The sequence below is a fragment of the Pedobacter sp. ASV28 genome, from assembly GCF_016428855.1.
Taxonomy (GTDB): domain Bacteria; phylum Bacteroidota; class Bacteroidia; order Sphingobacteriales; family Sphingobacteriaceae; genus Pedobacter.
This window is the reverse complement of sequence record NZ_JAELTN010000035.1, coordinates 1-14,371: the sequence shown is the minus strand read 5'-3', so window position 1 is coordinate 14,371 and position 14,371 is coordinate 1. Positions and strand designations below refer to the sequence as shown.

The 14,371-nt window shown below is 38.1% G+C and carries 17 protein-coding genes; 16 read left to right on the top strand and 1 reads right to left on the bottom strand.

Annotation, left to right across the window (positions count from 1 at the left end; translation table 11 throughout):
• Positions 1–6 precede the first annotated feature (6 nt).
• From JHD79_RS13645 to JHD79_RS13570, 16 genes are all read left to right on the top strand, one after another.
• Positions 7–606, top strand: coding sequence for a DUF6624 domain-containing protein (locus tag JHD79_RS13645; protein ID WP_199119857.1), 600 nt, complete (start codon positions 7–9; stop codon positions 604–606).
• 304 nt (positions 607–910) lie between these two features.
• Positions 911–1,282 carry a DUF1801 domain-containing protein gene (locus tag JHD79_RS13640; protein WP_199119856.1) on the top strand — a complete coding sequence of 124 codons (372 nt, stop codon included), beginning with the start codon at positions 911–913 and terminating at the stop codon, positions 1,280–1,282.
• 144 nt (positions 1,283–1,426) lie between these two features.
• On the top strand, positions 1,427–1,939 hold the full coding sequence (locus tag JHD79_RS13635; protein ID WP_199119855.1) for a GNAT family N-acetyltransferase: 513 nt from the start codon (positions 1,427–1,429) through the stop codon (positions 1,937–1,939).
• Between the two features lie 92 nt (positions 1,940–2,031).
• Complete coding sequence (locus tag JHD79_RS13630) at positions 2,032–2,670, top strand: hypothetical protein (RefSeq protein ID WP_199119854.1); 639 nt, start codon at positions 2,032–2,034, stop codon at positions 2,668–2,670.
• Positions 2,671–2,826: 156 nt separating this feature from the next.
• Positions 2,827–3,837 (top strand): SRPBCC family protein, encoded by a 1,011-nt coding sequence (locus JHD79_RS13625; protein ID WP_199119853.1) that lies wholly within the window; start codon positions 2,827–2,829, stop codon positions 3,835–3,837.
• Between the two features lie 443 nt (positions 3,838–4,280).
• The gene (locus tag JHD79_RS13620) at positions 4,281–4,691 is read left to right on the top strand and encodes a hypothetical protein (RefSeq protein WP_199119852.1); all 411 of its coding nucleotides are present in this window, start codon (positions 4,281–4,283) and stop codon (positions 4,689–4,691) included.
• A 179-nt stretch (positions 4,692–4,870) separates the two neighbouring features.
• Positions 4,871–5,731 (top strand): sulfurtransferase, encoded by an 861-nt coding sequence (locus JHD79_RS13615; RefSeq protein ID WP_199119851.1) that lies wholly within the window; start codon positions 4,871–4,873, stop codon positions 5,729–5,731.
• Positions 5,732–5,906: 175 nt separating this feature from the next.
• A complete protein-coding gene (locus JHD79_RS13610; RefSeq protein WP_199119850.1) occupies positions 5,907–6,521 on the top strand; it encodes a hypothetical protein in 615 nt (204 codons plus the stop codon).
• A gap of 63 nt (positions 6,522–6,584) precedes the next feature.
• On the top strand, positions 6,585–6,854 hold the full coding sequence (locus tag JHD79_RS13605) for a hypothetical protein (RefSeq protein ID WP_199119849.1): 270 nt from the start codon (positions 6,585–6,587) through the stop codon (positions 6,852–6,854).
• A gap of 42 nt (positions 6,855–6,896) precedes the next feature.
• Positions 6,897–7,793, top strand: a complete 897-nt coding sequence (locus JHD79_RS13600; protein WP_233164706.1) for a helix-turn-helix domain-containing protein — start codon at positions 6,897–6,899, stop codon at positions 7,791–7,793.
• 70 nt (positions 7,794–7,863) lie between these two features.
• Entirely contained in the window at positions 7,864–9,354 is a 1,491-nt protein-coding gene (locus tag JHD79_RS13595; protein ID WP_199119847.1) for an alpha/beta hydrolase, read from the top strand.
• Positions 9,355–9,388: 34 nt separating this feature from the next.
• Entirely contained in the window at positions 9,389–10,063 is a 675-nt protein-coding gene (locus JHD79_RS13590; RefSeq protein WP_199119846.1) for an O-methyltransferase, read from the top strand.
• Between the two features lie 54 nt (positions 10,064–10,117).
• Positions 10,118–10,879 (top strand): AraC family transcriptional regulator, encoded by a 762-nt coding sequence (locus JHD79_RS13585; protein ID WP_199119845.1) that lies wholly within the window; start codon positions 10,118–10,120, stop codon positions 10,877–10,879.
• Positions 10,880–10,910: 31 nt separating this feature from the next.
• On the top strand, positions 10,911–12,179 hold the full coding sequence (locus JHD79_RS13580) for an NAD(P)/FAD-dependent oxidoreductase (protein ID WP_199119844.1): 1,269 nt from the start codon (positions 10,911–10,913) through the stop codon (positions 12,177–12,179).
• Between the two features lie 118 nt (positions 12,180–12,297).
• Positions 12,298–13,146, top strand: coding sequence for a maleylpyruvate isomerase N-terminal domain-containing protein (locus JHD79_RS13575; RefSeq protein WP_199119843.1), 849 nt, complete (start codon positions 12,298–12,300; stop codon positions 13,144–13,146).
• Between the two features lie 148 nt (positions 13,147–13,294).
• Complete coding sequence (locus JHD79_RS13570; RefSeq protein ID WP_199119842.1) at positions 13,295–13,645, top strand: hypothetical protein; 351 nt, start codon at positions 13,295–13,297, stop codon at positions 13,643–13,645.
• Positions 13,646–14,101: 456 nt separating this feature from the next.
• On the opposite strand, the gene JHD79_RS13565 is transcribed toward JHD79_RS13570, so the two are convergent.
• A partial coding sequence (locus JHD79_RS13565) for a hypothetical protein (RefSeq protein WP_199119841.1) occupies positions 14,102–14,371 on the bottom strand: 270 nt, incomplete at its 5' end.

The following is a 14,371-nucleotide window of genomic DNA, read 5'->3' as shown; positions in this document are numbered from 1 at the left end:
CAGGAAATGAACTATAAAATCATTGCACAAAACATAATTGACCTGAAAAATGCCGATTTAGATTTCAGGAACAAACTTGCCAAAAATGGACAACTTGGCAAAGGATATAATGAAGAAATGAAGGAGCTACATAACAGAAATACCAATATTTTAAGTGATATTATAGACCGCATAGGTTATCCAACAATAGACAAGGTAGGTAAAGAAGCCAATGAAGCAACTTGGTTGATAATACAACATTCAATTGGACAACCCAAATTCATGAAAAAGTGTGTACAGCTATTGGAAAGTGCAGTTAATGAAAACAAAGCAGACCAAAAAAATTTAGCTTATCTCACTGATCGAATAGCTGTATTTGAAGGGAAACCACAACTTTATGGAACTCAATTTGATTGGGACAAACAGGGAGAACTAAGTCCAAATCCTTTTGATAACCTAACCAAGGTCAATGAAAGAAGAAAATCCATCGGACTTAATACCCTTGAAGAACAGACCGAAATGATAAGAAGGCAAGCCCAAAACGAAAATCAATCGCCACCAACAGATTTTGAAAAAAGACAACAGGAAATTGAGGAATGGAAAAAAGATGTCGGATGGATAAAATAAGAACAACCAACAATAAGAAGCTCGCATTAGGCAGGCTGAAGTTCATAGCGAAAATTTCTGCTGAATTTTTCCGACCTTATTAAATAAATAATGTTGCCTTGGGATTTAAAGAGCCGATCTGTTTAGCACAATCAAAAAAAATAATGGAGTTAGCCGAATTACCCATCGTAAAAAAGTGGTCAAAAATTTGGAAAATAGGCCTAAAACGATTTTTTACCGCCGACTTTGACGTTTTTGGCGAAAAAGTACAAAATTCATTGAATACAGAAATATACTTTTTAATTGCTATAAAATAGATTACAAAATGTTCACAGAACTTCACCACTATTATTTAAATAAAGAAGAACCCAACAAGAGCTGCTTGCTTGCCCTACGAAGTATTATTCTTGAACAAGACCCCAACATTACCGAAACGCAAAAGTGGGGAATGCCCTGTTTCTGCTATAAAAAAAAGATGTTCTGCTATTTATGGACCGATAAAAAAACAGATTCCCCCTATCTTCTCATGGTAGAAGGAAAATACCTTGACCACCCTGAACTGAAAGAAGGCAACCGCACAAGAATGAAGATCTTCAACGTTAATCCAAACAAAGATTTGCCCATAAAGACAATTGAGCACATTTTACAAAAAGCGTTGGACTTATACAGAACAGGTATCATAAAACTCAAAGATTGACGAATTGAAAAACACACGTTAAACAACGGTTTTACATATACAGAACAAATGCATTGGTTAACCGTTTTTAGTAAATTTGAATGTTGATACCTGGCCGCAACAGGATCTTGGTGGCAAACAATAACAATACCAAAACGCTAGGAAATGAACTTAACCTATAGAACGGGAACAAAACACGACTTACAAAAACTGAAACAATTAGGCATTAAAGCTTGGACACCATTTAATAAACAGTTGACCGATGAAAATTGGCATTTGCTAAACCAGACCATTTCGAACAACAAAACTTATGAAGAATTAATTGATCAATCAACCTGCATAGTTTGCGTTGCAGACAATGAAGATATTGTTGGAATGGCTTTTCTTGTACCAAGCGGAAACCCAACCGACATCTATTTGAAAGAATGGAGCTATATTCGTTTTGTTTCTGTTGATCCCGAATTTGCTGGACAAGGAATGGGTAGAAAATTGACCGCAATGTGTATTGACAATGCCAAACAGAATGGAGAGAAAATAATTGCGCTGCATACTTCAGAAATGATGGACAAAGCTCGACACATTTATGAAAGTTTAGGATTTAAAATTTTAAGGGAAATTGACCAACGACTTGGGAAATGTTATTGGTTGTATAAACTTGAACTTGATGACTATAAATGAAGAAAAGTGCTAGCACCGTAAATCCCCATCCTTCGCCAGGTCTTAACCCCTTAGTTGCAACTTTGAAAGAATAGAATATTTAATCCGCAGAAATGAAACACCAGTACTTAATTTTTGGAATCATAATAATTGTCGCAATGGTAATATTCATTGCTTGGACAAAGCTAAAAAATCAAAAACCGCAGCCCGATACAGAGACAAGAAGACCGGCAGAAAATCATTTTCCAACCCACAGCGTAACCAATGACAAACTTGTAATAGTTGAAGATATAAGTGAAAATGACATCAAAAAAATAATTCGGGAATTTTGTAATTCATACAACAAAGAAACCTATCAAGCTATTCCAAGATTAACAAAGTTATCAGATAGGAAATTTGCTATGACTTTTCCATTTGACATTAACTTTGAGACCTATTGCTTCTTAATCAATTATATAAATTATCCAATGGGATTTGATAAACAGTTTAAAACTATTGGTTGGGCAACAACAAAACCAACAGACATTTGGATAACCGAAAAAAGTGTCAATAAAAATGTAATGCTGTTTGTTAGCGATCTTGACACTGAATATGACAATGTTTTCTTAACAACATCTGATAATATTGGATATAAACTTGGTTTTGCAATGGGTGAAGAAAAACAACTACTGAACAGGCCCGAAAAAAACTATGTGAAGCCACCAATAAACATCAACGAATTAGAAACAAAAGAATATACTGATTTTAAATAAAAGCTACAGCTTACACTTGTTTTACTTAAGGCGAGCTGAAGTACAAAACTCTGTTTTTGTAATTCGATAAATCCTTACCGTTTGGAACTCGTGATAAATTCAGACCTTTGTACTCCGATTTCCCGAGCACAAAACCACTTTAAGAGCACCGCAACAATGAAGCAACTGATAGAAAAAATATTACCAACTGATAACAGAAAGCGCAAATGGACAGCAATCGGACTAACTGTTATCGTTTCGGGCCTGCTAACACTTTGGGGCATTTACGAAATTGGACAATACGGAATAGCTTTGTTCATTCTAACACCTCTTTTCATTGGTGCCGGTTCAACCATCTTATATGGGCGGAAGAAAGGAATAACAAAGAGGCAAGCGTGGCAAATCGGATTATTGACGCTCACAATTTTTACAGCAGGACTTTTGGTTTTCGCAATTGAAGGGATAATATGCATTGCCATGGCTGCCCCAATCGCACTTTTATTGACTTGGATTGGCAGTTTAATTGGCCATGCCATAATTAACAAAACACCCCATAACGCATCAACAACTTTGCTGCTTTTAGTTGGTATAATTCCTACAATGGCGTTTATAGAAAAAAACAACGAACCAGCTTTGACTTCTGTTGTCACTTCTATCGAAATTAATGCGCCCCCACAAACAGTTTGGAAAAACGTTATTGAATTTCCGCAACTTGACAAGCCGACCGAATTTATTTTTAAAACGGGAATTGCCTATCCAATAGATGCAAAAATTGAAGGAACAAGCGTTGGTGCAGTTAGGCATTGCAATTTTACGACGGGAAGTTTTGTAGAACCCATAACCGTTTGGAATGAGCCACGACTTTTAAAGTTTGACGTAGTTGAACAACCTGCACCAATGAAAGAACTTAGTTTCTGGAATATTGACGCCCCACATTTGCACGACTATTTTGTTTCTAAACAGGGCCAATTCAAATTGACGGCATTGCCAAATGGCAAGACACTTTTAGAAGGAACCACTTGGTATTACCACAACATAAAACCAGCATTTTATTGGCAACTTTGGAGCAATTATATCATTCACAAAATTCACAACAGGGTATTAACACACATAAAGACCAACGCTGAGCATGCAGAGAAAAAAAAGTACCGTTTTAATACCAAAATAAAATCGAGCTTTTCTTATTAAATTTCAAAGATGGAAAGCCGATGATTTGTATAAATTAAAAAGTATAAGTCCCACAATTGTTCGAAATCCCTTTTAATATTCCATATAAATCGAAGTTATATATTACAATGACATAGAAAAAGGTTTCAACATTCACCTTATGAAACTTATGGGCATATTAAAGAATATTACTGTAATCAAAATGGATTAAACTACACCATAATTAGACTGTATGAACGGATTAAAACTGGCAATATAAAAGCCTGATAACGAATAAGTAAGCTTAACAGACCAAATTTATCTTCTATCAAAAACCATTATCCACCAACTTTTTTATTTAAAAATTGTGTATTTTTAAACATTAGCCTCATTTGGCGAGTCCTTATGACTTTCTTTCTCTTTTTACCCCACATTCTCCAGAACCCGCAAATCATTCCCAAGTTGAATCATCAAAATAAAAAAGCATGACTCTCATCAAAAACATTTTGGCTGTCATAGCAGGTATTATCATTGGCAGTTTAGTAAATATGGGACTGATCATGATCAGTAGTACCATCATTCCCCCTCCAAACGGGGCAGACGTAACCACCATGGAAGGCTTAAAAGCATCTATGCATTTATTCGGGCCCAAACACTTTATTTTCCCCTTCCTAGCCCATGCACTCGGTACTTTTGTAGGTGCATTCCTAGCTGCCTTAATTGCCACCAATCATAAAATGAAATTTGCTTTGGGTATTGGTGTATTTTTCTTAATTGGAGGAATTACTAATATTTTCATGCTACCTTCCCCACTTTGGTATACCTTAGTCGATCTAATCGGAGCATACCTGCCCATGGCCTATTTTGCTGCAAAACTGGCTACCCATAAAAAATAGTTTGTACCTCGCGAATACTTTGATCAAGAATATTATAGTAGAAAGACAAAAAAATTCAATATTTAATGCAAATAAGAAAATGGAAGTTGAACATTCACTTGCCAACCAATTCTTAGAGATAGACCATTTAATAGACCAAACACTATCAGCATTTAAGAAATGAATTAAAAAGAAAAGAAATGACCGAGCATATCTCACCAATTATACAAGCTACAGAATTAATAACACTAACAGGCACCAACAATTTGGTAATTGTAGAGGCCAGTAATGGAAAAAATGCAAAAGACAATTACGAGAAAAAGCATCTAGCGGGCGCTTTGTTCATGGAGCTGAATACCCAATTGGCAGACATCAAAGAAGACTTATCCAATGGAGGCAGGCATCCTTTGCCCACCATTGAAAAATTTGCTAAAACCTTGTCAAGCTTTGGTATTTCCACAAATAGCCATGTGGTAGTTTACGACCACAACAATGGCTCAAATGCTGCAGCTCGTTTTTGGTGGATGCTAAAATCGGTCGGACACCCAAAAGTACAAGTGCTTAATGGAGGATTTCAAGCTGCAGAAAAGATAGGTTTCCCCATAAATGCAACTATTGAAATGCCCAAACCTACAGCGCCTTATCAAATAGAAAATTGGCGGTTGCCCCTGGCAGACATGGCTGAAGTGGAGAAAGTTTCGCAAGATAAAGACCATATTGTCATCGATGTACGTGATGAAGATCGCTACAACGGAGATATAGAACCTATAGACCCCATTGCAGGACATATCCCGGGTGCCATCAATGTCCCTTTTATGGAAAACCTGGACAAAGACGGCCTATTTCTACAGCCAGCAGCACTAAAAATGAAATACGAAAAAATTTTTGGGGATATTAAAAATACGCATATCATTGTTCACTGCGGTTCTGGGGTCACCGCTTGTCATTCGCTGCTGGCCATTGCTTATGCAGGCTTGGACATTCCAAAACTTTATGTGGGCTCCTGGAGCGAATGGAGCAGGAACCATAAGACAATAGCCACAAAAAAAAATGAGGATTAAGGATAAACAAACCCTACTAATTTGGTCCAATCATTGGCAAAATACCCAAATAAAGTGAAATATCTGAAGATCAGATCTAACTTCGTTGATTTTCAATTCTCTTCTTCATGCCTCCTCATAGAAATGACGACGTTATTTGTTTAAACCCTGATGCCATAATATTAAGAGATACATAATGCTAAAAGAAACCTTCATAAAATTATTGATAAAATATACAGACGATAAAAATCGGATCAATGAACTATGGATTGAGATCGACAACAGCTATTCAAACCCCAAAAGATATTATCATACCTTACAACATCTCGATTCCCTGCTGAAACAATTGATGGAGGTAAAAGCGCAATTGCAAAATTGGGAAACCGTTTTATTTACGCTCTATTATCACGACATCATTTGTGATCCCCTGAAACCGGACAACGAAGAAAAAAGTGCTGAATTGGCAGAAAAGCGAATGAAAGAAATTCTTGTACCTAACCCTATAATTGAGCACTGTAAGGCACAAATATTAGCCACTAAATCACACATTCAGTCCACTGACAGTGATACCAACTATTTTACCGATGCGGATCTTTCCATACTGGGGCAAACATGGGAAACCTATTCACACTACTCCCAGAAGGTAAGAAAAGAATACTCGGTTTACCCCGATTTTCTCTATAACCCAGGACGAAAAAAGGTACTAAATCATTTTCTCGCCATGGAAAAAATCTTCAAAACAGATTTCTTTCATCACCAATTGGAAAAACAGGCAAAACAAAACTTAAAAAAAGAACTCGAATTGCTTTAAAGGTTAAATAGCTACAATTTATTATTATCCTTCTAGGCACAACATGAACTTGGTAAACCTCGTTTGTGCGATTCCAATGGCAAGCTTCTTCCAGAAATAGCGGCATCACTAAAAACCATTCCACAAGGTGCCGCTACCACCGTTTGGTGTGCTACCAGTCCTATGCTCAATACTATAGGAGGAGTGTACTGTGAAGATGCAGACATTGCTGAAATAGCACTCGGTACCACAAATAGCACTGGTGTAAAACCTTATTCATTGGACGAAACCAACGCAAAGCATTTATGGACATTAAGTGAGAAAATGACCGGACTAACGTTCAATGTCGATTAGTAAATAGCCTTCAGCTATGTTATAACCAATAATATTGACCATATGAAGAAAAAGGCATATTTCCTGCTATTTTTGTATCACTGGTTTCCCTATAAAAAGACAAGTAAAAACAGCCCCATGGATTACAAGGCAAAATATATAACGGCCGACATTAAGCTTTCCGCCTACGAGGATAAGTTTTTTAAATCGGACATCATGTTTGATCACCATATGCTGGTTTGGTTCATTTCAGGTGAAACCAAAATTATACAGGCCGATACCACTTACTTCTTTAAAAAAGGAGATATTTTTTTAATTCCCAGAAACCAGCTGGCTACCATTATTAATTACCCAAAGGACGGACAACCCCACCAAACAGTGGTTATGCATTTGTCAACCAACAGACTAAGGGAATTCTATAGCCATCTGAATGTGAAACCAAAAGCCTTAGAAACACCAAAAATAAATTGTTTCAATAACCATCCTTTATTGGAAAGCTGCCTCTCCTCCTTAATTACCTATTTTGAAATGAGAGAACTGCCAGAAGATATCGCTTCATTGAAAATTATGGAAGCCATTACCATTCTTAGAACAATTGATAAGGGAATAGATAATATATTGGCAAACTTTGAGGAACCTGGCAAGATTGATCTGGTCAGCTATAAGGAAAAGAACTTTATGTTCAATTTACCACTGGAAAAATTTGGTTACCTAACAGGTCGTAGCCTGACTACCTTTAAGCGTGATTTTAATAGGGCCTTTAACATGACCCCACAAAGATGGCTTACGCAAAAGCGTCTCGAATTAGCACACTATCAATTTGTAGAAAAGCACAAAAAACCAATTGATGTTTGCTATGAAGTTGGATTTGAAAACTTATCTCATTTTTCTTATGCCTTTAAGAAGCAATTTGGCTATACACCAACAACATTAACACGAAAACAACAACTTACGCACTAAGATGATTTACTGGTGTTTCGTATCGAAAAATTACTAAATTTAAATTTGTATTAATCTTTAAACCACAAAAATGAAATATCTGTTTTTAACACTCGCCTATATTTTTGTCTCATTTCAAATTCATGCCCAAACAAATCCTAAAGATAGCATTGCAAAAGCTAAATTTCTAGAAGAACAAAAACAGATAAGTAGATCATTTAATGCTTATTTCAACAGCCGTATTTCTACATTATATGGCGCAGAAGAGCAAGTGTTCATCCAAAAGATAGATTCCTTGCGAAACACCTTCATAAACCCGTTAAACCATTTAAAAAACTCTAATCCCGAAATTGGAAATGCTTTTTTTGAAGAGCAATACACCGACCTGAACTACACTTTTGATAAATTCATTTTAGATTATATTCCGGTACACAAACGCATTACAGGAAATTTGACAACATTAAGTTCCGGTACAAAACATAGATTAGAGCAGATTAATACCAACAATCCGTCCTTATTGAAATACAAAGCTTTCCGCCAATATTTACAATCGGTTTTGGAACAACAACTGGATCAGGAACTACAGTACAACCGAAATAAATACAAAAACTCCGATAATCAACGTCTGGATGCCGGCCTAAAAACAATAAAGCAGATCTTTAAAAATCCGGAAATCCGGAACCAGATGAGTTACGAACTACTCTATCAGCATATAGATAATTATGGCGTGAAAAACATAGCACAACAAGTAGCCCTTTTTGACAAAAGCAATATCGATCAAAACCTAAAAACAAAAATTGACAGTTTATACCGTGATGGACTGGAAGGAAGAAAAGGGCATTTGATAGTACCTTACAAGACCATAGGAAAAACGATACTTGATCTCCACATTTTCCAACCAAAGGATAATCAGTTACAACACCCTACTATAGTTTTCTTTCATGGTGGTGGTTGGAGCGAAGGTATGCCAGACTGGTTTTTCTACACCTGTCAGGAATATGCAAAAAAAGGATGGGTTGCGGTAGCCGTAGAATATCGGCTGCGTAACCGCCAGGGCACATTACCGCCCGATGCCATTGCCGATGGAAAATCGGCTATCCGCTATCTACGTACCCATGCTCATCGCCTACAGATCGACGCCAATAAAATCGTAGCTTCAGGAAATTCAGCAGGAGCAAATCTGGCCCTAACACTAGCGGTAATAGACACGCTTGACGAAAAAAATGAAAACCAAAAGATAAGTTCGGTACCCAATGCCATTATGCTCAACAGCGTAGCTACAGACCTTACACAAGGCGATTTTTGGCAACAATATTTTACCGATAAAGAATTTTTGAAACGTATTTCCCCACTCCATCAGCTGCGCAAAAATTTGCCCCCTATCCTTATTCTTCAAGGAAATAAAGACAACAACGTACCCTTACAGCCTGTAATAGATTTTGCAAATAAAATGAAAGCCTTGGGCAATGACTGTGAACTGCATATACTTGACGGTGCCGGACATTTCATATGGTACGATAGAAGATTTGGCAAACAGGTAAATGAATACAGAGAAAGCTTTTTAACAAGATTGGGATACTAACATCGAAAAAGTTATAAATAACAATTTCAATAAAATGAACGAAGATATTTTTTCACAAGTAGACCACTACATTAGTGATTTATTGGCACCAGAAGATAAGGCATTGACTGATACCATTCAATCCATTCATAACGAAAATATGCCGCAGATAAGTGTATCGGCAAATCATGGCAAATTTTTACAGGTTCTTATGCGCTCCTGCAAGGCCAAAAGAGTACTAGAGCTGGGAACTTTAGCTGGATACAGCACCATTTGGATGGCAAGGGCACTACCCGAAGATGGAAAGCTCATTACCTTGGAAGTAGACAAACACCATGCAGAAGTGGCTAGAAAGAACATTGAAAATGCAGGGCTTTCCAAAAAAGTTGAAATAAGAATTGGTAAGGCAATAGAGCTCCTACCCGACCTTATTGCCCAAACTAAACAGCCGTTTGACTTTATATTTATTGATGCCGATAAACCTCCCTATGCCGCATATTTCGACTATGCCCTAAAACTTTCCAAACCTGGAACTTTAATCGTATGCGATAATGTTATACGAGAAGGAAAAGTTCTCGATCGCAATACTACCGATGAAAAAGTAAAAGGAGTTCAAAAACTAAACGAAAGTTTAAGGGACAATAAAAGCGTGACTGCCACAATTCTACAGACCGTTGGCGCTAAAGAACATGATGGAATGGTAATTGCCCTAGTCAACAACATCGACTGATAAAATTTGTATTATAAATTCCATCATTTTATTCAATACATTGAAGGCTGAAAAATGCAGGAAACAAATGACATGGAGTGGGAAACCATTAAGCCTCCACAGCCATTAAACGATTTTGTGGAGAGTTTTTGGATGATTTCCAATCCTTCCAGCAAAGACCATCAGATTGTGCTATTACCAGATGGCAGGTTTGATATCATTTTTTCCCTTTCCAACAAAGTGTTATTTCAGGCCATACTTAGGGGCTTGGATACCCAACCCGAAAAAGCAACTGTCCCTTCAAATACCATTTTATTCGCGGTAAGCTTCAAACTACTGGCCATAGAATATTTATTGGACGATAAAGTTGTTTCCCTGTTAAATGATGGTACCCCTTTACCACTTGGCTTTTGGGGCATAACAGACAGCAACCTAAACGATTTCCAGCTATTTTGCCAAAAAGCTGCTACAAAAATGCTTTCGCTCATCAAACCCAATATTGACCAAAGGAAGCAGCGTTTGTTCAATTTGATCTATACCTCACATGGCACGCTGCCCGTAAAGGAATTGGCAGAAAAAGTAGGTTGGAGTAGTCGGCAGATCAATCGTTATTTCAACCAACAATTTGGCCTTTCCCTAAAGGCCTACTGCAATATTTTTAGGTTTCGATCTTCTCTACAGCACATCAAGGAGGGTAAATTATTTCCAGAACTCAATTTTACCGATCAGACCCATTTTATCAAAGAGATAAAAAGAATGTCGGGGGTTACCCCAAAAGAACTTTCCAAAAACAAAAACGACCGATTTATACTATTATCCGCTTTGCCCACTAAGTAATTTTGCATCGTAATCTTAAAATTTTACAACGATGTTAAAGCATAAAGAAATAGCCATAATTGGCGGCGGTCCGGGTGGACTTACCTTAGCCCGGCTCTTACAACTTAAAGGATTAAACGTAAATGTATATGAAAGAGACCTTGACAGAGAAGCTCGAATTCAAGGTGGTGCATTGGATCTACATACCGATTCTGGTTTAGCTGCATTGGAAAAAGCAGGTTTGATGGATGAATTTAAAGCTAATTTCAGACCTGGTGCAGACCTTACAAGAGTGGTAGACCATAAGGCCAAAATATATTTTGACCAACACCTGGAAGAAAACCATCTCCAATTTGAGGACAAGAACTATAGGCCAGAAATTGACCGGGGCCCTTTAAGAAATATTTTACTTGATTCATTGGCAACCAATACCGTTCACTGGAACTGTCATATCCTATCCATCGAACCCCTAGCAGATCAATGGAAAATCATTTTCGAAAATGGACATGCAGTTATTGCCGATATCGTAATCGGCGCAGATGGGGCAAATTCTAAGATCAGACCTTTCGTAACGCCTATCAAACCCTTTTGGACAGGAATAACCATGGTGGAAGGCTCGGTTAAAAATGCAGACAAAACAGCACCAAATATTCATCGGCTGTTGAAAGGTGGAAAAATATTTGCCTACGGAAACGATAAAACCCTAATTGTAAGCGCAAAAGGAGATGGCAGCCTTGGTTTTTCCACAAGCCATAAAACCAGTGAATTTTGGTACAGGGAAAGTGGTATCGACTTTAAAGACAACAAACAGGTTTTGGCCTGGTTTAAACAAGCATATGCCGAATGGGACCAAATATGGCACGAGCTATTCCAAAGTGAAGATACCCTTTTCATTCCCAGACCACAATATTGTATGCCATTAGATCAGAAATGGAAAGCCAAAGCAAACATTACGCTGATTGGCGATGCCGCTCACTGGATGCCTCCATTTGCAGGCGAGGGCGTTAACATGGCCATGCTAGACGCACTACAGTTGAGTGAAGCCCTAACAGATCCCAGTTTTACAGATACACAAAAAGCCATCCAAACCTACGAGAGAAAAATGTTTAGCCGATTTGAAAGCGTTGGCCAAATGACATTGTTCAACACCCAATGGATGCACCAGCCGAACGCCCTAAATAAAATGCTTGCCATGTTCAGCAAAAACAAACTGAAACAAGGCCTGTTTTTTTTCAATTATATGATAAAGGTGATGCTTATTCCTTTTACTAGGAAAGTATTCGGTCTCGCCCCAAAACAAAAGGTATTTGCTTCTACTTAAAGATGGCCATTTTTTGGAAAAAGACTTCTGAGGAGATTGACAATCTTTTATTACTTTTAGTCAAAGGCAAAATGTAGCGAATAAAATCGAAGAAATTTACATTCTTATCTGCAAGTCTATGACCAAACTAAAGCATAATAACCTCCCAATAGAAACGCTGCACCTGTTTCCAGTTCTCGATAAACAGCTTATCCAGCTCTTATCCTCGCTCAGCGATGAAGAATGGGATTTACCTACAGTAGCCAGATTATGGACAGTTAAAGACATTGCCTCTCATTTACTTGACGGAAACTTAAGGGGCCTATCTACTTCCAGAGATGCCTATTTCGGGGAAAAGCCAGAAAATGTAAATTCTTACCAAGACCTGGTTTCATTTTTGAACAAGCTGAACATGACTTGGACAAATGCCACCAAAAGACTTAGTCCTCAAATATTAACGTTCCTTTTGGAAACCACAGGAAAACAGTACACCGAACACCTTCAGTCCCTAAATCCATTTGGAGATGCCATATTTTCTGTGGCTTGGGCAGGACAGGAAACTTCCCCAAATTGGTTTCATATTGCTCGCGAATACACCGAGAAATTCTTGCACCAACAACAAATCAGAGAAGCCGTTAACCAACAAGCCATCCTCACAAAAGAATTATATTATCCATTTCTTGATACACTTATGCTTGCCTTTGCTCCTACTTTTAGGCAGGTAAGCGCCCAAAACGGAACAACGGTTTCACTAGAAATATCTACGGCTATCGGTGGTCAGTGGAACATCACTAAAATGGAAAGCGGTTGGGTTTTAAATAAAGATCTCGATATCGACCCAAATGCTAAAGTGATCATCGATCCACATACCGCTTGGAAGTTGTTTTCAAAAAGTTGGTCTTCTGATCAGGTAATGGATAAAGTGGAAATTAAGGGAGATCAAAGCTTAGGAAAACAGGCCTTGAAAATGGTGGCTGTAATGGCATAAAAAGAATTAAAAGAAATAGATAACGTCCCATATCACTGTGTTTCAAGTATTAAATTAACCCCAACATGATAAAATAACTATCTTTGAAAAGGCAATAATGGATATCCGATTTAAACAACATAAAGACAGGCTTACAAAATGGTTACTGATGGTAGCTTTATTTTTTGGCATCTTTACTTTTTCGGGATATAGTTACGGTTCTTCATCGACACAAAAGCAGGCTACCCAAACGGAAGTCTCCATTTCAAATCTTCAGCAGATTGGCAAGCAAACCATTTCTTATCAGAAAGCATCTATGCTTAAAGCACTTGCTGAACCTATAAAATACATCTACCACAATTGCGCAAACGAGTTATTCGCTTACAATAGTTTGATTAAAGTTAGGCTCGACAACAGTTCCCGGCCACTTTACATACAGCACCCTACTAGTCACTTTATACAGGTAAAGACCATTCCCCAAAGTTCCGACGAGGACACTTCCCAATCCTTAATAGGATAAAATTCTTATCCACTGCCAAATGATTTGGCCCCATTCTATTTCATAAAACAACTGGGTTACCAAGCGGTTATCCCCTTAATTTATTGTGCAATAATGAAGAATTTCAAGAGAATATTCAGACTATTGACACTTGTCTTTTTTATGGTTCTAGCACTGGTTGGCGTTGGCCTTGGAGGAGGTATTCCAATTCCATCATCCAACAGAAGAGAGGATACGATAGTCATAAAAGTTGAGTTGGTCGAATCTGAAGAAGATCAAAAAGAGTTGTCCGAGTGATTTATTCAGTGAAACGACAAAAATATTAGCTGAATGGTCAATCGGAGACATTGAATTGATCAATGATTCCTACCCGTTTATAGGAAAAATAATGAATAATAATTTTCTTATTTCCACTGACATAAGGCTGTCACCATGCCATTTTACATTTGTGGCATAGATTAGAAAACAGCATATTGATTAAGGATTAACTTCAAAACCTACAAAACATGGCGAATAAAATACATATAGAAACCTTTTATCCAACAAACAGAGAGGAATGGAGGGACTGGCTAAAAGCTGTCTCTTATACACATCTCCGAGCCCACGAGACCTGCGTATGAAAAAGTGGGGGGGGGGGGGGGGGGGGGGGGGGGGGGGGGGGGGGGGGGGGGGGGGGGGGGGGGGGGGGGGGGGGGGGGGGGGGGGGGGGGGGGGGGGGGGGGGGGGGGGGGGGGGGGGGGGGGGGGG